This is a genomic window from Microbacterium sp. NPDC059771, assembly GCF_042732495.1.
Lineage (GTDB): Bacteria > Actinomycetota > Actinomycetes > Actinomycetales > Microbacteriaceae > Microbacterium > Microbacterium sufflavum.
Genome location: NZ_JBHWHK010000001.1, coordinates 84,927 through 109,363, shown reverse-complemented (window position 1 = coordinate 109,363; position 24,437 = coordinate 84,927). Strand labels below are relative to the sequence as shown.

Below are 24,437 nucleotides of genomic sequence, written 5' to 3'. Positions count from 1 at the left end.
CATGGTCGAGATCGCCGATCGCACCAAGCTGGCGCTGCGCGCCGCCCAGCTCTACTACCTGCGCGACCTGAAGATGAAGGCCATCGCGGACTCGCTCCACATGAGCCGGTCCTCGGTGTCGCGACTGCTGTCCTACGCCAGGGACACCGGGCTGGTCGACATCCGCATCAAGCACCCGACCGACGGCATCTCCCGGCTCCAGCACGAGATCCGCCTGCACGACGGCGTCACCGCCTACATCATCCCCGCATCGACCGGGATGAGCGTGCGCGAACGCAGCGCCCAGGTCGCCCGCCACGCCGGACGCATCCTGTCGGCGATGGTGGAGTCGTCGTCGACTATCGGGGTCGCCTGGGGGAACACCATGGCGGCCGTCAGCCATCACCTCGTCGACCGCCCGCTCACCGACGTGACCGTCGTGCAGTTGAACGGCGCCGCCTACGGCGAGAATTTCGGGCTCGGGTACGTCGGCGACATTCTCCAGCGCTTCGCCGAGGCGTTCAACGCGCACGTCGAACCCCTCCCCGTACCGGCGTTCTTCGACGACCCGCTGACGAAGACCGTCCTCTGGCGCGAGCGGAGCGTGGCACGGATCCTCGCTCTGCAGCAGCGGATCGACATCGCCGTGTTCGGCGTCGGCGACCCGCACTCCACGATCCCCGGTCACGTGTACCGCAACGGCTACCTGAGTGACGCCGACCGCGAGGAGCTCGAGGCCGCCGAGGTCGTCGGGGACGTCGCGACCGTGTTCCTCCGCGGCGACGGCACGCACGCGGGCATCCGCCTCAACGAGCGCTCGAGCGGCCCCGACCTCGACACCCTCCGTCGCGCCCCCCGTCGCGTGTGCGTGGTCAGCGACCCCAGCCGCATCCCCGCTCTGCGCGGCGCGCTGGCCGCCGGCCTCGTGACCGATCTGATCATCGACGAGCACTCCGCCAGAGAGGTCGCCAGCACATATGTGCAGGGCGCTTGACGGTCGGAAGCGGCCGCCGCGAGCATGACCAGGCCTGTGACCACACCCCACAGGTGCCGCCCCCCGAAGGCGGAACCCGAGAGAAAGAGAATGCAATGATGCAACGACGCAGGCTGCGTTCGCGCCGCCCGATCACCCTGGCCGGCGGGGCGATGATCATCACCACGGTCCTCCTCGCCGGCTGCGCCGCCGGTGGCTCGGGGGAGGAGCCTTCCGCCGACGGTGGTGGGCTCGGTACCGATGACGAGCGGATCGATCTCAAGATCCTCGTCAACGACGCCTACGCCAGCCAGTGGCAGGACAACCTGATCCCCGAGTTCGCCAAGGACTACCCGAACATCGACGTCACGATCGACGGTGTGCCGTACAACGATCAGCTGGCCAAGACGATGCTCGAACTGACCAACACCGATGCCACGTACGACATCGTGATGGCGGACGACAACTGGACGCCGCAGCTCGCCTCGACGGGCGGGCTCATGGACCTGCGCGGCGACGAGCTGGAGCAGTGGACCGCCGACGACTACGACTGGGACGACTTCTACCCGGCGGCCCTGGCGGCCGGCGAGTTCGACGGCAAGCAGTACGCGGTACCCGCGCGGTCGAACATCCTCATGATGCTCTACAACAAGAGCCTCTACGAGTCGGCCGGCGTTCCGCTCCCGACCCCGGACCTGACCTGGGACGAGTACCTGGATCAGGCGCCCGACCTGGTGCAGGACACCGACGGCGACGGCACCGACGACGCCTGGGCCGTCGGCACGTACTTCGTGCGCGATGGGCTCACGCCGACCATCTGGCAGACGATCATGAACTCCAACGGCGGCCAGATCCTGAACGAGGACAACACGGAGGCCGTGCTCGGCGACGACGCCGTCGAGGCCATGGACATCCACCGCCAGCTGCTCGACGTCGCCCCTCCCGGGGCGGTGAGCTGGCAGTTCAACGAGCCGCTCGAGGCGTTCCGACAGGGGCGCCTGGCGACCCTGTTCACCTGGGGCTCGGTCTACCGCGGTTCGGCGGTCGACCCGGCCACGACCACGCTCACACCCGAGCAGGTCGGCATCCAGACCCTGCCCGCGGGCAGCGAGGGCCCCGGCGCGCACCGCGGGGTGTGGTCGATGGGCGTCAACTCCAAGACCGACGTCCCGGAGGCCGCCTGGACCTTCGTGCAGTGGCTGACCTCGAAGAAGGGTGAGCAGTGGCAGACCAACACGCTCGGCGTCTTCCCGGCGCGTGCCAGCACCCTGGAGACCACGCCGGAGCAGGAGTGGCTGTCGCCCGTCTACGAGGCCCTCGAGGTGGCGTGGCCCGCGATCGAGGCCGAACAGATGTGGCGCCCGCACATCGTCGAGTCCGACGCCGTGCAGCAAGTCCTGGCAACGGAGACCGGCGAGTTCATCCCCGGCAACATCACGGCGAAAGACGCCGTGAAGCGGATGAACGACGGCATCGACGATCTCCTCGAGTAAGACGGGAAGACGACTGGTGATGACAAGCGCCCGACGACGTATGAGCCGGTACGGTCTCATCGATCTCGCGAACAGGTGGACGTTCGTCCTGCCCGCCGTGATCCTGATGGCTGCCCTGCTCGGCTACCCCATCCTCTACACGCTGCAGATCAGCTTCTCGGAGCTCGATCTCGCCACCTTCACTCCCCGCGAGTGGGTCGGGTGGGAGCACTACGTCGAGGCGTTCACGGACGAGAAGTTCCACAACTCCCTCGTCGTGACGGGGATCTATCTGGTGTTCGCTCTTCCCATCCAGATGATCCTGGGCTTCGGCATCGCCTTCCTCGTCAACGCCGAGTGGAGAGGGCGCGGCCTCATTCGCGCCCTCTTCCTCGTGCCGCTCGCCGTCGCACCGGTCGTCGCGGGCGGCGTGTGGAAGATGCTGCTCGACCCGCTTTGGGGCGTCTTCAACTGGATCGGCGGCCTGTTCGGTCTGCCGGCGGTGGACTGGCTGGGTGACCCGACGATGGCGATGGCCACGGTCATCATCATCGACACCTGGCGCTGGACGCCGTTCATCATCCTGGTGGCGTCGGCCGCGCTGCTCACGCTCCCGAACGACGTGCTGGAGGCCGCCTCGGTCGACGGCGCGAACTGGTGGCACAAGCTGTGGCACGTGTCGCTCCCGCTGCTGGCGCCGATCATCGCCGCGACCTTCGTCGTGCGCTGGCTCGGAGCGATGAAGATGTTCGACATCGCGCTCGTGGCCACCCGCGGCGGCCCCGGCCAGGCGACCAACGTGGTGAACCTCTACATCTACGAGCAGGCGTTCCGCTCGCTGCACTTCGGCGAGTCCGCGGCCATGGCCGTGATCGTGCTGGTGATCACCATGATCCTGATGTTCGTGTTCCTCCGAGGGACCCGCAAGCTGGAGGAGAAGTTTTGAGCTCGTCGACCCTCACCCCCGCCCCGCTCGACACGGCGACCGCGATCGGCGCCGTGCGGCCGACACCCGCACGCCGGTCGCGACGCCGCCTGGGCCACCGCATTCGCATCATCGCCGGCATCGTCATCTGCCTGCTCTTCCTGCTGCCGGTGATCTGGATGATCCTCACGTCGTTCAAGCTTCCGCGCGATATCTTCACCACGCCGCCGACCCTCTTCACCGAGCCGACGCTGGACAACTACCTCAACCTCGCCAACTACGACATCCCGCGGCGGATGCTGAACACGGTGATCGTGTCGCTCGGCGCCGGGCTGCTCGCGGTGTTCGTCGGCTCCATGGCCGGATACGGCATCGCCCGGATGAAGCTCGCCGGCGGCGGGATGATCGGCGCCCTGATCCTCGCCACCCGCGGAGTGCCGCCGATCGCCCTGGCCGTTCCGCTGTTCCTCGTCGCGCGGAACCTGGGGATGACCGACCAGCACCTGACGCTCATCCTGGCCTACTCGACGTTCCTCATCCCGTACGTCATGTGGCTCATGCGCTCGTTCTTCCTCGCCATCCCGAAGGAGCTGGAGGAGTCGGCGATGATCGACGGCACCTCCCGACTCGGCGCGTACTTCCGCATCATCCTGCCGATCCTGACCCCTGCGCTCGTGTCATCGCTCATCTTCAGCGTGATGATGGCGTACGAGGAGCTGCTGTTCGCTCTGGTGCTCACCAACCGGAACGCCTCGACGATCCCGGTCGCGATCCAGGGCATGGCCGTGGATACCGAGAGCGGGGGCATGTGGGGCCTGCTCACCGCGGCGGGGACGGTGACCGTCGTCCCGGTCGTGATCTTCACGCTGCTCCTGCAGAAGTACCTGATCAAGGGTCTCGCCGACGGCGCGACGAAGGGCTGAGACGGTGACGGTGTTCCAGCGAGACGTGCCCAAGTCCGAACGCGAGCTGACCAGGAGGGTCGACCTGTGCCTGCCGGGCGGTCGGCTGAACCCGGCGGCGGTCGGGTGGTCGCGGTACCCGCATCTGCGTGCCAATCTGCGGTGGTGGGGCCGCCGGAAGCGGTTCGAGTACTGGGCGATCTCGACGCCCGAACTCGTCTTCGCGTTCAGCTTCTCGCACGCCGACTACCGTGCCGGGCTCGCGATCTACGCCCTCGACCTCGCGTCGGGCGCCGAGGTCGTCGACGGCGAGGCCGTGTGGTTCCCCGGCCGGGCGGACCTCCCCGAGACGAGCGGGGACACCCCGATGGGGAGGCGCACCGCCAGCACCGCCGTCGCCATCACCCCCACTGCCGAAGGGACCCTCCTCGAGGTGCGCGGCACCCGCGTCACCGCCCGGATCCAGGTGCTCGAGGAGAAGGGGCACGAGTCCATGGGCGTGGTCGTGCCGTGGACCTCGCGCCGATTCCAGTACACCCGCAAGGACAACTGTCTGCGCGCGAGCGGCTGGGTCGAGGTCGACGGCGTGCGACGCACGGTCAACCCGTCCGAGGCGTGGGCGGCGCTCGATCACGGTCGCGGGAAGTGGCCGGCGAAGGTGCTGTGGAACTGGGGGAGCGGTGCCGGGTACACCGACGGCCATGAGATCGGCATCCAGCTCGGTGCGAAGTGGACGAACGGCTCGCCGTCGACCGAGAACGCGCTGCGCGTGGACGGCGTGATCGAGAAGCTCAGCCACGACGTCGAGTGGACGTACGACACGGAGGACTTCCTGAAGCCGTGGACCTTCCGCGGCCCGCAGGTCGACCTCGTCTTCACGCCGGCGCACCACCGTCACTCGCTCACGAAGAAGCTGCTGTTCCTCAGCCGCGAGGATCAGTGCTTCGGCCGCTGGGACGGGGAGATCCGGCTCTCGTCGGGAAGCGTCTACCGTGTCGAGAACGTGTTCGGGTGGGCGGAGGAGGTCCAGCGCCGCTGGTGACACCTCGCGGCGAGGAGTCGTATTGGAACGGTCAGGTCCAGGAGGACGCGCGGATCACCGGCTTGTCGAGGTTGCCGCGCTCTTCGACGATGCGCTCGAACGCCTCGAGGTGGCGGTCCATCGCGCGCGCGGCGCCCTCCCCGTCGCGGGCGAGGATGCGCTGCACCACCTTGGTGTGCGCCGCCTTCGCGAACACGAGGTCGTGGTCGTCCAGACCCTCGTCCGGCGTGTGCCAGCCCGCGATCGAGACCACGATCTTCTGCGCGACGCGGAAGAACTCGTTGCCGGTGCATTCGGCGATGAGGTCGTGGAAGTCGATGACCTCGGAGAGCGGATGCGGTTGCTCCGCCACCGCTTCGCGCAGCCTCTCGCGTTGCGCGTCCGTGGCGTTGGCCGCGGCGAGTCGCGCGCACTCCCGTTCGATCAGGCGGCGGAACGCGAACGCGTCGCCGAGCGTCGCCTCGCTCATCGCGAGGTGTACGGCGATGGTGCGCACGGTCGACTGCAGGTCGAGCTGGCCGACGCGCAGCCCGCCTCCGGGTCCGCGGCGCGACACGATGAGGCCCTCGGCTTCGAGCAGCCGCAGCGCCTCCCGCACGGTCGCGCGGCTCAGGCCGGACGTCTCGATGATCTCGGCCTCGGACGGGAAAGGCGTGCCGGCGGTGAGCTTTCCGCGCACGATCGACGTGCGCAGTTCGTTCGCGAGGATGCTGCTGGCCTTCGGGACGGTCGTACGCGGGAGGTGATGGTCCGCGGAGGACGCTCCGCGTGCCACCGTCATGACAGCTCCGCCGGGAAGCCCGTCACGACCGTCTTCGGGTGCAGGTAGTGCTCGATGCCTTCCGTGCCGTTCTCGGCGCCGAGCCCGCTGAGCCCCACCCCGGAGAACGGCGCGACGGCCGTGCTGACGAGGAAGCTGTTGATGCCGAGCATCCCGGCCCGCACCCGCTCGCTGAGCAGCCGGGCGCGGTCGAGCCGCGTCGTGAAGATGTAGCCGGCCAGCCCATAGTCGGTGGAGTTCGCCACGCGCACCGCCTCGTCGAGGTCGTCGTAGGCGATGACCACGGCGACCGGCCCGAACGGCTCCTCGGTGCGGACCCGGGCGTCCTGCGGAACGTCGCGGAGCACGGTGGGCTCGTAGAAGTGTCCGCCCAGCTCCGGGGCCGAGCGCCCGCCCGTCTCGGCGACAGCGCCGCGAGCGAGCGCATCGTCGATCAGGGCCGCGAAGTCGTCGTGACGTCGACCACTGCACAGCGGCCCGACGTCGGTGCGCTCGTGCGTGCCGTCGCCGAGGGCGAGCTCCCGCGTGGCAGCCGTGAACGCATCGACGAACTCGTCGTGGATGCTCCGCGCCACCAGGAAGCGGGTGGGGGAGATGCACACCTGGCCGGCGTTGCGGAACTTGGTCTGCGCGCAGAGGCGGGCGACGGCGGGCACATCGACGTCGTCGCAGACGACGACCGGACCGTGGCCGCCGAGTTCGAGGGAGACGGCGGCCATGTTCTGGGCAGCGAGGGTCATCAGGTGCTGACCGACGCGCACGGACCCGGTGAGCGAGACCTTGCGGATGATCGGCGAGGCGATCAGGTGCGCGCTGATGGTCGCCGGATCGCCGGTGACCGCGGCGATGACTCCGGCGGGGAAGCCCGCGTCCTGCACGGCCCGCACCATCGCGAGACAGGCGGAGGGCGCCTCTTCGGCGGGCTTCAGGATGATCGGGCACCCGGCCGCCAGCGCCGGAGCGAGCTTGCGTGCGGCGAGCATCACCGGGAAGTTCCAGGGGGTGAAGGCCGCCACGGGGCCGATCGCCTCCTTGCGTACCTCGATGCGGATGGCGGCGGACGTGCCGTCCACGGTCCGGCCGTAGATGCGCCGCGCTTCGTCGGCGTACCACTCGAACTGCTCCGCTGCGGAGAGCACTTCCGCGCGCGACTCGCGCAGCGGTTTCCCCTGTTCGGCCGTCAGGAGCGCGGCGATGTCGTCCACGCGGTCGACGATGGTGCGGGCGGCGGTGCGCAACAGCGCCGAACGCTCCCAGGCCGGGGTGTCCGCCCACGCTTCGCGCGTACGGTCCGCCGCCGCGAGGGCCGCGTCGAGGTCGTCGGCCGTCACCATGGGGGCCGTCGCGACGATCGACAGATCGGCGGGGTTCTCCACCGTGAGCGTGCCGCCGTCGGAAGCGGCGCGCCAGGTGCCGTCGATCAGGATCGACTCGGATCGGATGGTGCTCATCGGACTCTCCTTCGGCCTACCTTCCCATTCAGCCACAGGGACACGGAGAACCGGTGGCCGGCTCCCTGCACGTGTGTGCAAGTCGTGCGCGGAGCCTCTGCGCAACACGGGCCGATTCCTAAACTTGCAGTGGCGTCCGGCCGGGGTCATCGAGAGCGCTGTGGAGGCGATTCCCCGATGTCCTCGTGAGCGGTTTACTGACCTTTCCCGTTCGCATCCGGCCGGACGTCTTCCTCTTTGTACCACCGTCGTGCCGCCGAGGCCGGGTGTGCGTGGTCAGCCGGAGGCCGCGTCGCGGGTGAGGCGGCGGCGCAGCGCGGCGGACACCACGGCGACCACGGTGCCGACCGCAACGCCGATGAGGGTCTCGAGCACGCGGTCGGTCAACAGCGCGTCGACCGGGGTCGGGGCCGCGAGGTGCACCATCAGCAGCGCGAGCGGGGTGACGAACACCATCGCGATGCCGTAGTTGCGGCCGATGAACAGCTCCGCGACTCCCTGCAGCACCACGACCAGGGCGATCACGGCGATCGGCGGAAGGTCGAGCGCCAGCACCCCGGCGGCGACGAGCACCCCGAGCAGTGTGCCGACCAGGCGCTGGATGCCGCGGATGATCCGGGCGTTGAGCTGTGCGCCGCTCACGGCCGCGACCGCACCGACCGCCGCCCAGTACCAGTGCGTGCCGCCGAGCAGAAGCCCCGCGATCCCGGCGCCCACGATGGCGACGGCGACCGAGACCGCCATCTCGACCGCGACGGGACCCACGGTGGGGCGCACCTTCGGCGCTCCCTCTCCCGTGGTCCGCGTGGCGACGGCGACGAGCGCGGTGAGAGCCAGGCCGAACAGCACGCTCGCCCCGCCCACCAGCAGCACGGAGCCGAACGAGCCGGCGGTGGCGGGGATGGTCGCGCACGCCCCGGTCGCGAACACCGTGAACAGCGGCCCTGGTGGGTGCCACTGCATCGTGTACGCCAGCAGGGTGACGGCGGCGGCGACGAGCGCGACCACGACCACGCTGACGACCGTCGGGGCGGCCAGGACCGACAGCGCCGTGCCGATCAGCATCGCCGCGAGCAGCACCCCGCCCGCGCTGGCCTGCATGCGGATGCGGTCGCGGAACCCGTCGTGGCGGCCGTAGAGCGCGGCGAAGGCGCCGAAGCTCGCGTAGATGCTGAGGTCGAGCCGGCCGAGCGCCCAGAGCACGAGCAGCGGGACGGCGACGCTCACGGCGGCTCGGATCGCGACGCGGTGGTCGCCGCGGTGCGGGCCGACGCGCAGGACCCCCGTCCACACCCGCCCCTGCGATTCCGCCACCGATCCAGCCTACGTCCGCGCCCGCGGCCCCCGCGCCGTGGGAGGCTGGACGGGTGACCGCCGCCCCGCCTCCTCACCGCACGCTGCTCGTCGGTTTCGGCAAGCTCGGCGCGCGGCTCGCCCCGCGGCTGGTGGCGGACGGGGGAGAGGTCGTCGCCCTCCGCCGCAGCGACGGGCCCCTGCCCCAGGGGGTGACCGGCGTCGTGGGTGATCTCGCCGCCCCGCTGCCCGAGCCCCTGCCCGCGGTCGATGCCGTGGTGGTCACGCTGCCGCCGGGCACGGGCGCCTCCGCGTACCCGTCCGTGCTCGCGCACCTCGCCGCGGCCCTGCCCTCCCGGCCCGCCCGCACGGTCTTCGTCTCGTCCACCGGGGTGTTCGACGGTGCGGGCAGCCCGACCCCGCTCACCGAGCGCGATGCCCCGGAGTTGGTCACCGACCGCGGTCGCGGGCTGCGGGAGGGTGAGCGCGCTGCGGTCGACCTCTTCGGCGCCGTGGTCGTGCGGCCCGCGGGCATCTACGGTCCGGGGCGCGACTTCCTGGTGCGCCGCGTGCGTGAGCAGGCACCCGTGAACCCCCGGCGCCGCACGAACCGCATCCACGAGACCGACCTCGTGCGCACGCTCGACCTGCTGCTGCGGATGCCCGAGCCGCCGTCGCTCGTGCACGCGGTGGACGCGGCTCCCGCCCCGCTGGGCGACGTCGTGGCGTTCCTCGCCGCGCGCCTCGGGCTGCCGGTGCCGCCCGACGACGGCGGCAGCGTGAGCGGCTTCGTCTACGACGGCGCTCTGCTTCGTTCGCTGCTCGGCCACCTGGACTACCCGTCGTTCGAGGACGGCTACGCCGACATGCTCGAGCGCGGCGCCTGACCCCCGCCACATCGGGGCTCTGGGGTGTGGACCGGCCGGGAGGCCGACCCCAGGACGCGCCAGGGTGACCGTCTGGTGCTAGCACAGAACGGTCACCACCCGCCGTGATCGAGCGATCTCCGTGCGCTCGGATTGACTTGTCTGACGTCTGATATCTAGCGTCGGAGTGTCCGAGCTATGCACCAGCAACAAAGGAGTTCCTCATGGCTTTCCCCTACCCCGATAAGGGAACGCGCGCCCGCCTGCGCACCATGACCCTCGCCGCGGCCACCGCGGTGAGCGTCATGACTCTCGCCTCCTGCGCCGGCACGAGCCCCGACTCCGATACATCAGCAGGAGACGGCGAGCTCAGCGGCGACGTGGTCTTCTGGCACAGCTTCACGCAGGGCCCGCGCGCCGAGTACATGGAGCGGATGGCCGAGGAGTTCGAGGCCGAGCACCCCGACGTCGACATCACCATCGAGACCTTCAGCTGGGGCGAGTTCCAGACCAAGTGGACCACCGGCCTCGCCGCCGGGCAGGTGCCCGACCTGTCGACCGCCCAGCCCAACCAGGTCGTGCAGATGATCGACGTGGGCGCTCTCGCCCCGGTCGACGACGTGATCGACGCGATCGGGCGCGACCGGTTCACCGAGGCGGCGCTCGGCGAAGGCACCCTCGACGGTGTCTCCTACTCGCTGCCGATCTACTCGCACGCCCAGGTCATGTGGTACCGCGCCGACCTGCTCGAAGCGGCCGGCCTCGACGTCCCGGAGACCTGGGACGAGCTGAAGGAGGCGGCCGTCGCGCTCACCACCGGTCCCGACCAGTACGGGCTCGCGGTCCCGATGGGCACGAACGACCTGATGGGCACGCGCTTCCTCAACTTCTACCTGCAGTCGGCGGGCGAGAGCCTGCTGAACGAGGACGGCCGCGCCAACCTCACCTCCGACGCGGCCATCGACGGCATCGAGTACTGGGTCGACATGTACGAGAAGACCTCGCCGGAGGGCAGCGTCAACTACAACGTGCTCGACCAGGCGACGCTGTTCTACCAGGGCAAGACCGCCTTCGACTTCAACTCCGGGTTCCAGATCTCCGGCGTCGTCGGCACCTCGCCGCAGCTGGAGTCGGTGATCAAGGCCGCCCCCCTGCCGCGCCTGAAGGCCGGTGACGAGGTGTACGGCGGAGAGACCTCCAACATCGCCACCGTCGTCTGGGAGAAGAGCGACGTGCAGGAGGAGGCGAAGGCGTTCCTGGAGTTCCTCTACCGCGACGAGGACTACATCGACTTCCTCCACTCGGTGCCGGGCGGCATGCTGCCGTCCCTGCAGGACATCGCGGAGAACGAGGGCTACCTCGACGACGAGACCCTGCAGCGGCACGCCGACAGCGTCGCCGTGATCAGCGAGGCCGTGCCGGCCGGGACCGCCATCGGCATGGAGACGGGTCCGCTCGTGCAGTCCGGCATCCTCACCAGCCAGGCCGTCATCGAGAAGATGCTGCAGGACATCGTCCTCAACGGCACCGACGTCGAGACCGCGGCGAAGGCGGCGGAGGATCAGCTCAACCAGCTGTTCGTCTCGTCCGGTGTTTCGTTCTGAGCCCCGCCCCGGGTCCGGTCGCCCCGCGCGACCGGACCCCGGGTCCTCCGTGATCATGCGCTCCCGCCGCACCGTCCATCTCACCGGCGTGCTGTTCGTCGCGCCGTCGCTGCTGATCGTCGTCCTGCTGCTCTTCTACCCGGTGGTGTCGAGCGTCGTCTACAGCTTCACCAACCGCCACCTGCTGCGCCCCGCCGTCGACTTCGTCGGCATCGACAACTTCGTCGCCGTGCTGCAGAGCGAGCAGTTCTGGAACGCCTTCCGGGTGTCGTTGCTGTGGACCGTCGCGTCGATCGCCGGGCAACTCCTCGTGGGGTTCGTCGCCGCGATCGCCCTCAACCGCATCCGCCACCTCACCGGCCTGTTCCGCACGCTGCTGATCATCCCGTGGGCGTTCCCGGCCATCGTGATCGCGTTCGGCTGGCGCTGGATCCTCAACGACGTGTACGGCTTCCTGCCCAACCTGCTCACGCGGCTCGGCCTCACCGCGCAGAACGTGAGCTTCCTGTCCAACCCCGACGCGGTGATGCTGACCGTGCTCGCCATCAACATCTGGTTCGGGGCGCCCCTGTTCATGGTGAACATCCTCGCGGCGCTCAAGACCGTGCCGGCGGAGCAGTTCGAGGCCGCCACCGTCGACGGCGCGAACGCCTGGCAGCGGTTCGCGTTCATCACCCTCCCGCACGTGAAGAAGGTGGTCGGACTGCTCGTGATCCTCCGCAGCATCTGGGTGTTCAACAACTTCGAGCTGCTGTTCCTGCTCACCGGCGGCGGCCCCGCCGGGCTCACCGAGACCCTGCCGATCTTCGCGTACCGCACCGGCTGGGGGCTGCAGCAGCTCGGCGTCGCCTCCGCCATCACCGTGCTGCTGCTCGTGTTCCTGCTGCTCCTCGGAGGCCTGGCCTTCCGACTGCTCAACCGCTGGGACCGGAAGGACGCCTGATGTCGACGAGAACCCTGCGGCGCCTGTCCGCCGCCCCCGCCTATCTGTTCCTCACCGTGCTCGCGGTCGTGTCGGTGTTCCCGCTCGTGTGGATCATCACATCGAGCTTCAAGAGCTCGGGGGAGCTGGCCACCGACCCGATCGGCTTCTGGCCCGACTCGTTCACGATCGACCACTACACCCGCGTGCTGTTCGACCTGGGCATCCTGAACAACCTCGGCAACAGCCTGTTCATCGCCCTGTCGACCACCGTCGTCACGATCGCGGTGAGCTCGACGTGCGCCTACGGCATCGTGCGCTTCTTCCCGCGCGTCGGGCAGAAGCTCACGCAGATCCTCATCAGCACCTACATGTTCCCGCCGATCCTGCTGGCGGTGCCGTACACGCTGATCATGATCTCGCTCGGCCTGATCAACACGTATGCCGGGCTCGTGCTCGCCTACCTCTCCTTCTCGATCCCGTACGCGGTGTGGATGCTGACCGCGTTCTACCAGACCGTCCCGGTCGAGATCGAGGAGGCCGCGCAGGTCGACGGTGCCGGAAGGTTCCGCGTGTTCGCGACCATCGCCACGCCCATCGTCGCGCCCGGCATCGTCGCCACCGCGATCTACACGTTCATCAACTCGTTCAACGAGTTCCTGTTCGCGCTGCTGTTCATCAACAGCAGCGACCGCATGCCCATCACGGTCGCCCTGTACTCCCTCAGCGGCTCCGAGGTGCTCGACTGGGGCGCCATGCTCGCGGCGTCCGTGGTCGTGGTCGTGCCGTCCGTCGTCTTCTTCCTCGTCATCCAACGCCACATCGCCGCCGGGCTCTCGGAGGGGTCCGTCAAATGAACACATCCGTCGCATCGTCCACCGCCCGCCCCGAGCCCCGCGAGGAGGTGCGCTACGGCCTGGTCGGCTCCGGCTACTTCGGGCTCGCGCTCGGCCGTGGCTTCGACCGCCTCCCGGGCGCCTCGATCACCCGCGTCTTCGACCCGGAGAACGCCGCCGGGGCCGTGCGGGCGTTCGGCGCGGTCGCCACCGCGAGCATCGAGGAGCTGTGCCGCAGCGACGACGTGGACGCGGTGATCGTCGCGTCGCCGAACTGGGCGCACCGCGAGGCCGTGGTCGCGGCGGCGGAGGCCGGCAAGCCGATCTTCTGCGAGAAGCCGATGGCGCTGTCGTTCGAGGACTGCTCGGCGATGGTCGACGCGGCGGACGCGGCCGGCGTGCTGCTCATGTCGGGCCACGTGATGAACTTCATGAACGGCGTGCGCCGGGTCAAGCGGCTCGTCGCCGACGGGGTGCTGGGGGACATCGTGTACTGCCGCGCCGCGCGCAACGGGTGGGAGGAGCCGCAGCCGTCCATCTCGTGGAAGAAGCGGCGCGAGCTGTCGGGCGGACACCTCTACCACCACATCCACGAGCTCGACGTGGTGCAGTTCCTCCTGGGCGTCCCCGAGACGGCGACCATGGTGGGCGGCAACGTGGCGCACCGCGGCGAGCAGTTCGGCGACGAGGACGATCTGCTCCTCATCACGCTCGAGTTCCCCGGCGGCGCGTTCGCCACGCTGGAGTACGGCTCCGCGTTCCGCTGGCCCGAGCACTACCTGCTGGTGCAGGGCACGCTCGGCGCCGCCCGCATCGACATGACCGACACGGGTGTGACGGTGCGGCACTCCGGCCGGGAGGAGCGCTTCCTGCTGCACCGCAGCGAGGAGGAGGACGCACAGCGCACGGCGATCTACGCCTCCAGCTCGACCGACGGCGGCATCATGTACGGCAACCCGGAGACCACGCCGCCGCTGTGGTTGAGCGGCATCGTCGAGGAGGAGACCGCATACTTCCACGGGCTGCTCACCGGTGCCGCACCGGAGCCCGAGTTCGCCGCGCTCACCGACGGCTCCGCGGCGCGGTCGTCGATCGCCACCGCCGACGCCCTCACGCTGTCGCTCGCCCAGGACCGCAAGGTGCGCATCGCCGAGATCCTGGAGGGCGCCCGTGCGCACGCGTGACCTGCCGGCCCGATACGATCGCGACATCGAGGTGGGGTCGGCGGCGTGACGGAGTCGGCCTGGTCGTCGCTCGGAGCGGCTGCCGCGGAAAGGGTGACGGTGGGAGCGATCCGGCTCAGCGTGCTGCACGCCGAGGCGTTCCGTTTCCCCGCTCCCTGGACGTTCCCGCCGTCGGAGCTGCCGTACTCGATCCTGCGGCTGGTCCACTCCGGCACGGGGGAGATCGCGTTCGACGGGGCGCGGCACAGCGTGTCCGCCGGTGACCTGGTGTTCATCCACGAGGGTGCCGTGCTGAGCTGCCGTGCCACGTCGTCGGACTTCGCGTTCGGCTCGATCCGGTTCTCCGCCTCGCTCGACGCGCAGGGCAGCGTCGCGGTCGGCATCGCGGTGCCGGCGGTGTCGGACGCGGGGGCGCACCCCGTCGTGCGCGCGAACTTCGACGCCGTGATCGACGCGTGGGAGGGGGCGTCCGCGGGCCGGGCGCTGCTCGCCTCGGGTCACCTGGCCGTCGTGCTCGGCACCACGGCGGAGCTGATGGCCGACCGGGGCGTGACGGTCGCGCCCCCGTCGCGTCGCCGCGGGGTGCGGGCGCCCGTCCGCGCCAGGGATCCGCGCATCGCCCGCGTGGTCGACCACCTGCTGCTGGACGTGCGCCGCACGCCCGACGTCGCGACCCTGTGCGCGCTGGCCCACATGAGCGAGTCCACGCTGCGCCGCACGTTCAAGGAGCAGACGGGGAAGACGATCGTCGCGTTCCTGCGCGAGGCGCGCATCTCGATCGCCGCGCGGCGGCTCGCGTTCGGCGACGACCCCATCGCGCGCGTCGCGGAAGACGTCGGCCTGCCCGACGCCAACTACTTCTCCCGCAGTTTCCGCGAGGTGCTGCGGGTCACCCCGACCGAGTATCGCCGCCTGACCGCGCAGACCTGATCCCGCCCGCGCGAGGCGAACTAGCCTGGGGTGATGACGAGCTCGAGCGCCCGTGCGGCGGTGGACGTGGTCGACTGGCGGCGGCGGGTGTTCGCCCTGTACGAGGCCGTGCGCCGCGCGGACTCCCCGGAGGAGGCGCACGAGCTGTGGCGCATCGAACGCGATGAGCTCATGCTGCACCACCTGGCCACCCCGCTGCTGCCGGAGGATCGGGTGCTGTTCGAGGGGCTGCCGATCGCGCCGTACGACCCGCAGTGGCGGTTCGCACTGCCGATCCTGGAGGCGGAGCCGGCGGCGTTCGAGTTCGCGACGGGTACCGACGGCCTGGTGCCGTTCGAGCGCGTCGGTGTGGTCGAGGTCCCCGACGCCGGAACCCTCGACGTGTGGCGGCTGCGCTCGTACGGCGGCGGGCTGTTCGTGCCTGTGCGCGATGCATCAGCCGGGCATCCGGGCGGCACGTACGGCGGTGGGCGCTACCTGCTCGACACGATCAAGGGTGCCGACCTGGGCGGGGATGCCGCGCGCGGCACGATCGTGCTCGACTTCAACTTCGCGTACAACCCCTCGTGCGCGTACGACCCGGCGTGGGCCTGCCCGCTCGCACCTCCGGGGAACGTGCTGCCCGTGGCCGTTCCGGTGGGGGAGCGGTACGACGGGGCATAGACCGCGCCCGCGTCAGCCGAGGAACAGCGGCACGAACGAGCCGATCAGCCCGAGCACCCCGACCGCGGTGAACACGATCCCGAGCGTGCGCACGACGCGCCGGGCGTGCGGCGGTTCGCCCACCCGTGCCCTGGCGGGGTTGTGGCTGCTGACGACGCCCGTGGTGAAGCCGTCGTCCGCGGTCGAGGATTCGCCGTGGCGCAGTGGTCGCTCGTGGAAGTCGCCGCCCGCGAACCACCGGGCGATCGTGGCGCCGTCGCGCTCGATGATCGCGATGTCGACCGGGAGCCACGGGCCCTCGGCCAGCCGCATGAGCAGGGCGATCAGCAGCAGCGGCACCCCCACGCCGAGCCCGATCCAGGACAGCACCTCGCCGACGAGGGCGAGGGTGTCGACGGGCGGCATGATCCCATCGTAGGGACGCCGGACCGCGGGAGCGTGCGCGCCGCGGTCAGCTCACGTTGTCCCTGAGCCACGGCAGCGGGTCGATCGCGACCGTGTTGATGTGCACCTCGAAGTGCAGGCACGAGCCGAACACGTAGCCGGTCGAGCCGACGTCGCCGAGGTACTGGCCGGCCTCGACGCAGTCACCGACCTCGACGGCGCGCGTGCCGTTCTTCATGTGCGAGTACACGGTGCTGACCGCCTGGCCGTTCACGATGCTCTCGACCTGGATCGTGACGCCGTAGCCCTGATAGCTCTCCGTGGAGCGCGAGACGCAGCCCTTCATGGCGGCGTTGATGGGGGTGCCGATGCCGGCGGCGAAGTCCTGACCCAGATGCGACCGGCCCGGTCGGGCGGCCCCGAAGCCATCGGTGAACGAGTACGAGCCATCGGCCATCGGCATCACGACCCGGTCGGCGATCGGGATGTCCATCGCGCTGCTGAGCGGCATGCCCGCGGCGATGGCGGCTGCGGCCGCGCGGGCGTGGGTCTCCTTGATCTCCTCCGGCGTGGTCGCCGCGAAGGAGCCGCGCGCGGAGATGGTGGCGCGGATGGCATCGGTGGCCGTGTACGACTGGGCGGCGTCCTTCAGCGCTGCCGCACCGGCGACGGTCGCCACGGCGTGGTCGCCCCCGGGGGCGAGCACCGGAAGGGCGGCCCCGGTGACCATGACGCCGACGGCGAGGACGGCACCGAGCGCCTTGATCTTCGATGCGCCCCGGCCCCGCGGGCGGTCCGTCCGCCGCGGACGCCGCGAGACCCGCGGGATCCGTGGGGTGCGGGCGGTGCGGGATCCGGTCGGTGCGGGGGTGGTCGGCTCGGCGGTGGTGTCAGGCTCGGCGGTGGTGTCAGGCTCGGCGGCCGTGTCAGGCTCGGCGGTCGTGTCAGGCTCGGCGGCGGCGGCGGCGGCGGCGGTCGGCTCGGCGGCGATGGCAGGCTCGGTGGTAGCGGTCGGCTCGGCGGCGGTGGTCGGCTCGCTGGCGACGGAAGTCTCTGCGGGGGAGGCGGGCGCGTCGGCTGCGGCGAGGGTCGGCTCTGCTCCGGCGGCGACCGGAGTCGCTGCTGCGGCGCGGGTGGGGTCTGCGGCAGCAACGGTCCGCGCGGCGGCGGTGGCAACGGTCGGTGCACCCTGCGGCTCGGGACGGAGGGCCCGGGAGCGGATGGCGGCCCGAGTGGCGGGCGGGGACGGGGTCGGCGTCACGGTCGCCGCGGGGGTCGGCTCCTCCGGCGGGGTCGGAGCGGACGTGCGACGTCGGTCGCGGCGCAGCAGGGGCCGGGGGTCGATCGCGGATGCTGCGGGGTCGAGCGGGGCGTTCTCGAGCGAACGTCCGGAGGGCAGAGCAGTCGTGACGGGGTCCTTCCGCGAGCAGATGATCTCGGGTCACGGCCCCTTCGGGAGGACCGTTACCGTCCCGTAACCTACGTTGCCGTTCGGGGAGGCGTCAAATCCTCCGTGCCGGAATTCCTGCTGCGCAGGCTCCCGATGTCGTTGCGCCGCCTGGGCCCGTGGACGAGGGCGGAGTCGTCGCGGAGCATCAGAGTGGCATCGACGAGATCGCACCGGAGGGCGACACCGTGCCGGTGCCGATCGTGCGAAGGGTGGTGGAGGGGCTGACGGGAATCGAACCCGCGCTGTCTGCTTGGGAAGCAGAAGTTCTACCATTGAACTACAGCCCCGAACCCGCCCGAGAGCAGGTGAGGGCAAGCCTACCCGTCTCCGGGGCGATGGCCAAAGCGTGAACCGCGGCGTCAGGCCGTGGCGTCCGCCGTCGCGGGGGTGTCGCGCTGCTGCCCCGCGTACATCGTGCCCCACCGCGTGAGCGCGTCGACGAGCGGGGTCGCGGTCGCACCCAGCTCGCTCAGCCGGTACTCCACCTTGGGCGGGACCTCGCGGTAGACCGTGCGGGTGATCAGGCCGTCCGCCTCCAGCTCGCGCAGCTGCCGGGTGAGCACGCGCGACGTGGGGTCCTGCAGCAGGCGCCCGAGCTCACCGAAGCGCAGCACGCCGTGCTCGGCGAGCAGCGACAGGATGCTCGGCTTCCACGCGCCGCCGAGCACGGCGATCGAAACCTCCGCGTCGCAGGTCTCGGTCCACTCGCGGACGATCCTGGCCGTCTTCTCGCGCATCGTGCCTCCACAGTATCCAAACGGTAAGTACGTAACGACAATGTCGGTACTTGTGGCCTTTGCCTGTACTTTACAGACTGAGTCCGTGACCACCAGCCCCGTCGTCGTCCCCGTCCGCTCCTCTCTCCGGCTCTGGATGGCGATGGTGCCGCTCCTGCTCGGCGTGCTCATCGGCGCCCTCGCCATCAGCAGCGTGTCCACGGCGCTGCCCGCGATCCGCGACGACCTCGCGCTGACTGACACCGAGGGTCTCTGGCTCGTCGACGTCTACGCGCTGTCGCTCGCGGCGACGCTGATCCTGGCGGCGCGGATCGGCGACGCGTTCGGGCGCAAGACCATCGTCGTGATCGGGCTCGTCGGATTCGCGGTGCTCAACGGCATCGGCGGCGTCGCCACCAGTGGCCTGCTGCTCATCGTGATCCGGGCTCTGCTCGGCGTTGCGGAGGCCTTCGTGGTCGCGGGTGTCGTGGCCACGATCGGTGCGACCTTCCAGGCGAGGGAGCGCGTGCTCGCGTACGGGCTCTGGACTGCCACCTTCGGCACGGGCAGCGCCCTCGGACCCGTGCTCGGCGGGCTCCTCGCGGAGGGGCCCGGCTGGCGATGGTTGCTGCTGGGCAGTGTGCCGCTCGCGGTGGCCGCCGCCCTGCTCGCCCTGTGGCTCGTGCCGGACTCGCGCAGCACGCAGCCGCCGTCGTGGGACGTGCCGAGCATCCTGTCGTCGATCGTCGCGCTCGGCGCCCTCGTTTTCGCGCTGCACGAGGTGCTGGCCGCTCCCGTGTCGGCCGCGGTGGCCGCGGTCGTGTCGGTCGCCAGCCTCGTGTTCTTCGTGCGGCGGCAGCGTCGGCTGCCCCTCCCGCTGCTCGACCTGGCGCTGTTCCGGGTGCCGGGATTCAGCCCGGCGATCGTGCGCATCATCGTCAGCAGCGGGGCGTCGTCGGCGTCGGTGCTCCTGGTGAGCCTGCACCTGCAGGATGCGCGGGGACAGAGTGCCGCCGAGGCGGGCATCGCGCTGCTGCCGCAGGCCGCGGCGATCGCGATCGGCGGGGTGCTGGCGCCGCTCGCGCTGCGCTGGCTGTCGGCGAACGCACTCACCGTGCTGGTGCTGCTGCTGCAGGCGCTCGGGCTCGTGTGGCTCGCGTTCGACCCCGGCATCGTGGCGCTGCCCCTCGTGCTGGTCGGGCTCGGGTTCGGCATCGCGGGGACCCTCGCCGCCGCGACGCTGTTCGAGGTGACGACCGAGGATCAGGCGGGACAGGTCGGGGCGGTGCAGGAGGTGGGCTTCGCCCTGGGCGGCGGACTCGGCATCGCGGTGTTCGGCACGATCGCGGCCGTGCTCGTGACGGGCGGCTTCCCGGTGGCGGTGGTCGCGGCGGCGGTGACCGTGACGGCGGCCGCGCTGCTCCCGTTGCTCTCGCGTCGCAGTGCCCCGGCCCTGTGACGCGGATGCCGCAGGTCGCGTGAGGCGCGACCCGTGCGGTGACTAGGCTGAGGCCGTGCTTCTCAGCGATCGCGACATCAGGGCAGAACTCGCGTCGGGCCGTGTCGGCCTGGCTCCGCACGAGCCGGAGATGATCCAGCCGTCCAGCATCGACGTGCGCCTGGACCGCTACTTCCGCCTCTTCGACAACCACAAGTACCCCTTCATCGATCCGTCGGTGGATCAGCCCGAGCTCACCCGGCTCATCGAGGTCGATCCCGACGAGCCGTTCATCCTCCACCCCGGCGAGTTCGCGCTCGGGGCGACGTTCGAGCAGGTGACGCTGCCGGACGACATCGCCGCGCGTCTCGAGGGCAAGTCCTCGCTCGGGCGCCTCGGCCTGATCACGCACTCCACGGCCGGGTTCATCGACCCCGGGTTCACGGGTCATGTGACGCTGGAGCTGGCGAACGTCGCGACCCTGCCGATCAAGCTGTGGCCGGGGATGAAGATCGGGCAGCTGTGCTTCTTCCGGCTCACCTCGCCCGCCGAGAACCCCTACGGCTCCGGCCCCTACGGCAACCGGTACCAGGGGCAGCGCGGGCCCACCGCGTCGCGGTCGTTCCAGAACTTCCACCGCACCGACGTGGGCGTGACCGATGTGGGAGCGATCGGAGGCTGACATGAGCGACGGCGACGGGCGGACCCCGGAGGAGCCCGGAACCCCGGGTGGACCTGTGGCCGCGGACGGCCCGGTGCCGCCCGAGCCCCTGCTGCCTCATGAGCCCGCGGCCCCGGACGAGCCGGTGGCCCCGGATGACCCGGGTGCCGCCGGTGCGGCCGTCCCGACGGAGTCCGCGGCGATCCGCCCGGCCGACGACGTGATCCCCCCGGCCCCGCCGGAGACCCCGATCCCGGACGGCCTGCTCGACCCGCCGCCCGCCGACATCCCGCCCGCGAACGCCGTGCTCCCGCCGCCTCCGCCGCCCACGCGCCGCTCGGAGCGCGAGCGCCCGACGCCCGCGATCCTCGAGGGGGAGCCGCCCGCTGCGGCGGCCGACGACTGGTCGCAGCCGTCGCTCGCTCCGGAGGTGCCGGAGGGCGGCAGCTACCGCGTGCTCGCCGGCCTCATCTTCGTGTTCCTGTTCCTGCTGCTCGTCGCCGCCGTGGTCGCGCTCGTGGTCCTGGTGAATGCCGGGTTCCCGACCCTCGCCGACGCGGCGGCCGCGCTGACTCCGCTGCGGGTCTGACGCCGGATCTTCGGGCTCGCCGCACTCCGGCGCCATCGGATCGGTGTCCCGGTCTGCGTGCGGTCGCCCGCGGTGTCGGTCGAGGGCCTGGACTCAGGCGCGGGCGGCGGACTCCGCGGTCGAGTGTGCGGCGTGCGACGGCTCGGAGGTCGGGTGTGCGGCGTGAGCTGACCCGGGGGTGGGATGTGCGGCGTGCGTGGACTGCGCCGTGGGGCCCGGGGCGTGCGCGGGTTCTGCGTCATCGGCCACGTGCGACCGCGTCGGCGGCGTCGCTGCCGTGGCGGTGCCGAGGGCGTCGACCGCGGGCAGCCCGCCCGTGAGGAGAGCCACGACCGCGTCGAGGGTGGGGTCGGCCGAGAGCACCTTCGTGTGACCGAGGCCCACCGTGCGCAGCATCCGCGAGCGGCCGGGGTGCGCGGCGTGCAGGCACAGGGCGTCACGGTCGGGCAGGCGGCGGTCGCCGCGGTCGTGCACCACGAGCAGCGCGGTGCCGTCGGGCAACGGGTGGCGTCCGGCGTCGAAGCGCTCGGCCGCCGTGGCCTCGTCGATCGCGAGGCGGCGGTGGAACCGCTCGCGGAGGTTCTGCGCGGTGGGCTCGTCGAGGCGCAGGTCGCTGGCGAACTGGGCGAGGAAGGCCTCGGGCGCCGCGGCACCGGCGAGCACGGCCACCGCGGGCACCGGCACGGTCGTGCGGGCGGCGGTGAGGGCGCCCAGCGCGCCGAAGGAGTGACCGATCAGCGCCTCGAACGGGCCGTGCTCGGCCTGCAGTCGCTCGGCGACCGTCACCCAGTCGCGCACGTCGGTCGCGCGGCCGCCGGACGATCCGTGTGCCGGCCCGTCGAAGGCGAGCACGCGGAACCCCTCGGCCACCAGCTCGCGCACGAGCGGCGCGAACTGCGACGCCCGGCCGCGCCAGCCGTGCAGGAGCAGCACGGTGCGCGGCCCGCGACCCCACTCGTACGTGGTGACCTCGATGCCGCGCACCGTGACGGTGCCGCGGCGGGCGTCGCTGTGGGTCGGCGCATCGGCGGGGCGCACGCGCATGCGGGGCCCGGTGGTGAAGAACAGGCGGAGCGCCACGGCGCCCGCCAGCCGTGGCGAGACGCGGGCGAGCAGGGGGACGGTGCGGGCGAGCAGAACGGGCAGGGACGGCATCGTGACTCCTTCGCCGGAACAATACGAACGATCATACGTATACTAGGCGAACGATCGTTCGTATACTAGGGGGATGTCCGAGAGCCCGATCCTGGACGGCCGACGGGTACGGGGTGATGCCTCCCGCCGCGTCGTGCTCCACAGCGCCACGAACCTGGCGTCGGTCGAGGGTCTCGACGGCCTGACGATCGGTCGGCTCGCTGCGGCGTCCGGATCGAGCAAGAGCAGCATCGCCACGCTCTTCCGCAGCAAAGAGGGGTTGCAGCTCGCCACGATCGAAGCCGCCAGGGAGATCTTCCTCGCACGGATCGTCGAGCCCGCCCGTGCCGAGCCCCGCGGCGTGCGACGCCTCGCGGCGCTGCTGCGCCACTCGCTGCTCTATTCGAAGGACCGCGTGTTCACCGGAGGCTGCTTCTTCGCCGCGACGTCCGCCGACGTCGACTCCAAGACCGGGCCGGTGACCGACGCCGTGCGCGCGGCCCTGACCGACTGGCACGGATACATCGAGGCCCAGCTGCGTCACGCCATCGCGGTCGGAGAGATCGCGGTCGACGACGTGGACGTGCTGGCGTTCGAACTCGTCGCGCTGAACGAGGAAGCCAACTCGCGCTCGCTGCTCCTCGACGACGAACGGCCCTATGCCCTCGCCGCGGCGGCGATGCGCGGACGCCTCCGTGCTGTCGGCGCCCCCGACGACGCCGTGGCGCTCCTCGACCTCGAGATGTAGAGCCCCGGCGCGCGACAGGGCGCCTTCCCAGACGGGAAGGCGCCCTGTGGTGCGGCGGTCAGGCGGCGCGACCGCGGCGGAACCCGGCATCGTAGCCGCGCTCGAACGCGTGACGTGCGCGGCGCTCACCCGGGTGGCCGTGACCGCACGGCCCCTCCGGCATCGCGTGGCCGTCGTGGCTGTGGCCGTGGCCGTGGCGGACGTCGTAGCCGTCGTCGTGCCCGTAGAAGCCGTGGCGACCGAAGCCGTGGTGGCCGAACGGGGCGCGGAAACCGTGACCGTGCCGGTGGCCCCGCGGGCCGCGGTGCGTGCGGGGGAGGGGCGTGCCCTCCTCCCACCCGAACGCGCGGGCGATGGCCTCGAGCGATGCGAGCGTCGTGGCGAGGTCGTCCGTGGGGACGGCGTCGACGACCTTGGCGCGGATGTCGTCGACCAGGGCGCCGAGGCGCTCCTTCGCGGCGCGGCCGTCGTCGGTGAGGGACCAGCCCTCGCCGTCGGTGACGACCCACCCGCGGTCGATCAGGCGGCGCAGCTTGTGCGCACGGAGCGGGCGTTCGCGCTCGACCGAGCCGTCGACGACGTTGAGCAGGCGCCAGTCGCGCCGGGTGATGCCCTCGTCGTCGAACGCGGCGGCGAACTCGGCCGCCATGAGGCGGTCGACGGCCTTGAGCCAGTAGCCGAAGGGGCGCGGCGGCTGCGGAGTCTCTGTGGTGTCTGTGGTGGTGTTCATGGGGTTGTCCTCTGTTCAGGGGCGGCTGGTGGGCCGCGGTGGTGGCCGGTGGATGTCAGGTGACATATCCATGTGATCCGGCATGTACATGTAGTGTGACATGCAGATCTAAAGCATGTCAAGTCGCATGTAAAATCGAGGTATGGCCACCCGTTCCCGCGACTCCGAACCGCACGACCCCGCCGAGGCGATCGCCCAGGCGCTGTCTCGTCTCCGCGGGCGTCGGCCCGGTCAGCGCGAGCACGGACCGCGCGGACGCGGCGGACCCCACGGCTGGCCCGGCGGAGGTCACGACGGCCCGCACGCCGACGGTGCCCACGAGCACTTCGGCCATCACCGCGGGCACCCCGGGATGCCGCCGTGGATGGCCGACCCCTCCGGACGCCTCGGCGGCCCCGCCCGCATGCGGATGCTCGAGGCGCTGGCCTCGGCGCCCGAACCGCTGAGCGTGAGCGCGCTCGGCCAGGCGATCGGCGTGGATCAGCCCCGCGCGTCGCGCCTCGTGCAGCAGGGCGTGCAGGGCGGCTTCGTGCGTCGTGAGGCCGACCCGGACGACGCGCGCCGCACCCGGATCGCGCTGACCGACGAGGGCCGCCGGCTCGCGCGTGGTCTGCGCGGGGAGAGGAGGGAGCTGCTCACCCAGGCGCTCGTGCCCTTCACCGACGACGAGCGCACCGAACTCGCGCGTCTGCTCACCAAGCTCGCCGACAACTGGCCGCGCTGACGCCGCGACGATTCCTGCTCCGCCGGTCTCGCTCCGCCGG

The 24,437-nt window shown here is 71.1% G+C and carries 25 protein-coding genes and 1 tRNA gene; 17 read left to right on the top strand and 9 right to left on the bottom strand.

Features of this window, described 5'->3' with window-relative positions:
* The first annotated feature begins 1 nt into the window (after position 1).
* From ACFV3I_RS00515 to ACFV3I_RS00495, 5 genes are all read left to right on the top strand, one after another.
* The gene (locus ACFV3I_RS00515; protein ID WP_136028773.1) at positions 2 to 973 is read left to right on the top strand and encodes a sugar-binding transcriptional regulator; all 972 of its coding nucleotides are present in this window, start codon (positions 2 to 4) and stop codon (positions 971 to 973) included.
* A gap of 98 nt (positions 974 to 1,071) precedes the next feature.
* Positions 1,072 to 2,445: an ABC transporter substrate-binding protein gene (locus ACFV3I_RS00510; protein WP_378822151.1), complete on the top strand. Its 1,374-nt coding sequence runs from the start codon at positions 1,072 to 1,074 to the stop codon at positions 2,443 to 2,445.
* Positions 2,446 to 2,485: 40 nt separating this feature from the next.
* Positions 2,486 to 3,370 (top strand): carbohydrate ABC transporter permease, encoded by an 885-nt coding sequence (locus ACFV3I_RS00505; protein ID WP_205828202.1) that lies wholly within the window; start codon positions 2,486 to 2,488, stop codon positions 3,368 to 3,370.
* On the top strand, positions 3,367 to 4,272 hold the full coding sequence (locus tag ACFV3I_RS00500; protein ID WP_205828201.1) for a carbohydrate ABC transporter permease: 906 nt from the start codon (positions 3,367 to 3,369) through the stop codon (positions 4,270 to 4,272). The genes ACFV3I_RS00505 and ACFV3I_RS00500 overlap by 4 nt, the downstream gene beginning before the upstream one ends.
* A gap of 4 nt (positions 4,273 to 4,276) precedes the next feature.
* On the top strand, positions 4,277 to 5,293 hold the full coding sequence (locus ACFV3I_RS00495; RefSeq protein WP_378802978.1) for a DUF2804 domain-containing protein: 1,017 nt from the start codon (positions 4,277 to 4,279) through the stop codon (positions 5,291 to 5,293).
* 31 nt (positions 5,294 to 5,324) lie between these two features.
* Here ACFV3I_RS00495 and ACFV3I_RS00490 read toward each other — a convergent pair whose 3' ends face one another.
* The 3 genes from ACFV3I_RS00490 to ACFV3I_RS00480 form a co-directional block, all read right to left on the bottom strand.
* Positions 5,325 to 6,074: a FadR/GntR family transcriptional regulator gene (locus tag ACFV3I_RS00490; RefSeq protein WP_378802977.1), complete on the bottom strand. Its 750-nt coding sequence runs from the start codon at positions 6,072 to 6,074 to the stop codon at positions 5,325 to 5,327.
* Positions 6,071 to 7,525: an NAD-dependent succinate-semialdehyde dehydrogenase gene (locus tag ACFV3I_RS00485; protein ID WP_136028768.1), complete on the bottom strand. Its 1,455-nt coding sequence runs from the start codon at positions 7,523 to 7,525 to the stop codon at positions 6,071 to 6,073. The genes ACFV3I_RS00490 and ACFV3I_RS00485 overlap by 4 nt, the downstream gene beginning before the upstream one ends.
* Positions 7,526 to 7,801: 276 nt before the next feature.
* Positions 7,802 to 8,839 carry an FUSC family protein gene (locus tag ACFV3I_RS00480; RefSeq protein WP_378802976.1) on the bottom strand — a complete coding sequence of 346 codons (1,038 nt, stop codon included), beginning with the start codon at positions 8,837 to 8,839 and terminating at the stop codon, positions 7,802 to 7,804.
* A gap of 53 nt (positions 8,840 to 8,892) precedes the next feature.
* On the opposite strand from ACFV3I_RS00480, the gene ACFV3I_RS00475 reads away from it, so the two are divergent.
* The 7 genes from ACFV3I_RS00475 to ACFV3I_RS00445 all read left to right on the top strand — a co-directional run bounded on the left by ACFV3I_RS00475 (position 8,893) and on the right by ACFV3I_RS00445 (position 15,823).
* A complete protein-coding gene (locus tag ACFV3I_RS00475; RefSeq protein WP_378822150.1) occupies positions 8,893 to 9,705 on the top strand; it encodes an NAD(P)H-binding protein in 813 nt (270 codons plus the stop codon).
* Between the two features lie 203 nt (positions 9,706 to 9,908).
* Positions 9,909 to 11,288 (top strand): ABC transporter substrate-binding protein, encoded by a 1,380-nt coding sequence (locus ACFV3I_RS00470; RefSeq protein ID WP_378802974.1) that lies wholly within the window; start codon positions 9,909 to 9,911, stop codon positions 11,286 to 11,288.
* Between the two features lie 55 nt (positions 11,289 to 11,343).
* A complete protein-coding gene (locus ACFV3I_RS00465) occupies positions 11,344 to 12,231 on the top strand; it encodes a carbohydrate ABC transporter permease (RefSeq protein WP_136036553.1) in 888 nt (295 codons plus the stop codon).
* Positions 12,231 to 13,067, top strand: coding sequence for a carbohydrate ABC transporter permease (locus ACFV3I_RS00460; protein WP_136036554.1), 837 nt, complete (start codon positions 12,231 to 12,233; stop codon positions 13,065 to 13,067). Before ACFV3I_RS00465 ends, ACFV3I_RS00460 begins: the two co-directional genes overlap by 1 nt.
* Entirely contained in the window at positions 13,064 to 14,230 is a 1,167-nt protein-coding gene (locus tag ACFV3I_RS00455; RefSeq protein ID WP_247637938.1) for a Gfo/Idh/MocA family protein, read from the top strand. Before ACFV3I_RS00460 ends, ACFV3I_RS00455 begins: the two co-directional genes overlap by 4 nt.
* Before the next feature lie 45 nt (positions 14,231 to 14,275).
* Entirely contained in the window at positions 14,276 to 15,160 is an 885-nt protein-coding gene (locus ACFV3I_RS00450) for an AraC family transcriptional regulator (RefSeq protein ID WP_378802973.1), read from the top strand.
* A gap of 33 nt (positions 15,161 to 15,193) precedes the next feature.
* Complete coding sequence (locus ACFV3I_RS00445; protein WP_378802972.1) at positions 15,194 to 15,823, top strand: DUF1684 domain-containing protein; 630 nt, start codon at positions 15,194 to 15,196, stop codon at positions 15,821 to 15,823.
* 12 nt (positions 15,824 to 15,835) lie between these two features.
* Here the strand turns inward: ACFV3I_RS00445 and ACFV3I_RS00440 are convergent, their stop codons facing one another.
* The 4 genes from ACFV3I_RS00440 to ACFV3I_RS00425 form a co-directional block, all read right to left on the bottom strand.
* Positions 15,836 to 16,228, bottom strand: coding sequence for a hypothetical protein (locus ACFV3I_RS00440; protein WP_136036557.1), 393 nt, complete (start codon positions 16,226 to 16,228; stop codon positions 15,836 to 15,838).
* Between the two features lie 46 nt (positions 16,229 to 16,274).
* Positions 16,275 to 17,468, bottom strand: a complete 1,194-nt coding sequence (locus tag ACFV3I_RS00435) for a M23 family metallopeptidase (RefSeq protein ID WP_378802971.1) — start codon at positions 17,466 to 17,468, stop codon at positions 16,275 to 16,277.
* Between the two features lie 402 nt (positions 17,469 to 17,870).
* Positions 17,871 to 17,944 (bottom strand) — tRNA-Gly (locus tag ACFV3I_RS00430).
* 72 nt (positions 17,945 to 18,016) lie between these two features.
* A complete protein-coding gene (locus ACFV3I_RS00425; RefSeq protein WP_136037273.1) occupies positions 18,017 to 18,394 on the bottom strand; it encodes a helix-turn-helix domain-containing protein in 378 nt (125 codons plus the stop codon).
* An 85-nt stretch (positions 18,395 to 18,479) separates the two neighbouring features.
* Here ACFV3I_RS00425 and ACFV3I_RS00420 point away from each other — a divergent pair, with 85 nt between their 5' ends.
* From ACFV3I_RS00420 to ACFV3I_RS00410, 3 genes are read left to right on the top strand one after another with little or no spacing between them, the layout of a single operon-like run.
* Entirely contained in the window at positions 18,480 to 19,832 is a 1,353-nt protein-coding gene (locus ACFV3I_RS00420; RefSeq protein ID WP_247637934.1) for an MFS transporter, read from the top strand.
* Between the two features lie 55 nt (positions 19,833 to 19,887).
* Positions 19,888 to 20,493: a dCTP deaminase gene (gene dcd, locus ACFV3I_RS00415; protein WP_136028727.1), complete on the top strand. Its 606-nt coding sequence runs from the start codon at positions 19,888 to 19,890 to the stop codon at positions 20,491 to 20,493.
* Position 20,494: 1 nt separating this feature from the next.
* Complete coding sequence (locus ACFV3I_RS00410) at positions 20,495 to 21,061, top strand: hypothetical protein (protein WP_247637933.1); 567 nt, start codon at positions 20,495 to 20,497, stop codon at positions 21,059 to 21,061.
* A 93-nt stretch (positions 21,062 to 21,154) separates the two neighbouring features.
* On the opposite strand, the gene ACFV3I_RS00405 is transcribed toward ACFV3I_RS00410, so the two are convergent.
* Entirely contained in the window at positions 21,155 to 22,216 is a 1,062-nt protein-coding gene (locus tag ACFV3I_RS00405) for an alpha/beta fold hydrolase (protein ID WP_378822148.1), read from the bottom strand.
* 73 nt (positions 22,217 to 22,289) lie between these two features.
* On the opposite strand from ACFV3I_RS00405, the gene ACFV3I_RS00400 reads away from it, so the two are divergent.
* Positions 22,290 to 22,943, top strand: coding sequence for a TetR family transcriptional regulator C-terminal domain-containing protein (locus tag ACFV3I_RS00400; RefSeq protein ID WP_136036424.1), 654 nt, complete (start codon positions 22,290 to 22,292; stop codon positions 22,941 to 22,943).
* 58 nt (positions 22,944 to 23,001) lie between these two features.
* On the opposite strand, the gene ACFV3I_RS00395 is transcribed toward ACFV3I_RS00400, so the two are convergent.
* Positions 23,002 to 23,673 (bottom strand): hypothetical protein, encoded by a 672-nt coding sequence (locus ACFV3I_RS00395; protein WP_378822147.1) that lies wholly within the window; start codon positions 23,671 to 23,673, stop codon positions 23,002 to 23,004.
* 142 nt (positions 23,674 to 23,815) lie between these two features.
* On the opposite strand from ACFV3I_RS00395, the gene ACFV3I_RS00390 reads away from it, so the two are divergent.
* Positions 23,816 to 24,397, top strand: coding sequence for a MarR family winged helix-turn-helix transcriptional regulator (locus ACFV3I_RS00390; RefSeq protein WP_378822146.1), 582 nt, complete (start codon positions 23,816 to 23,818; stop codon positions 24,395 to 24,397).
* Positions 24,398 to 24,437: the final 40 nt, after the last annotated feature.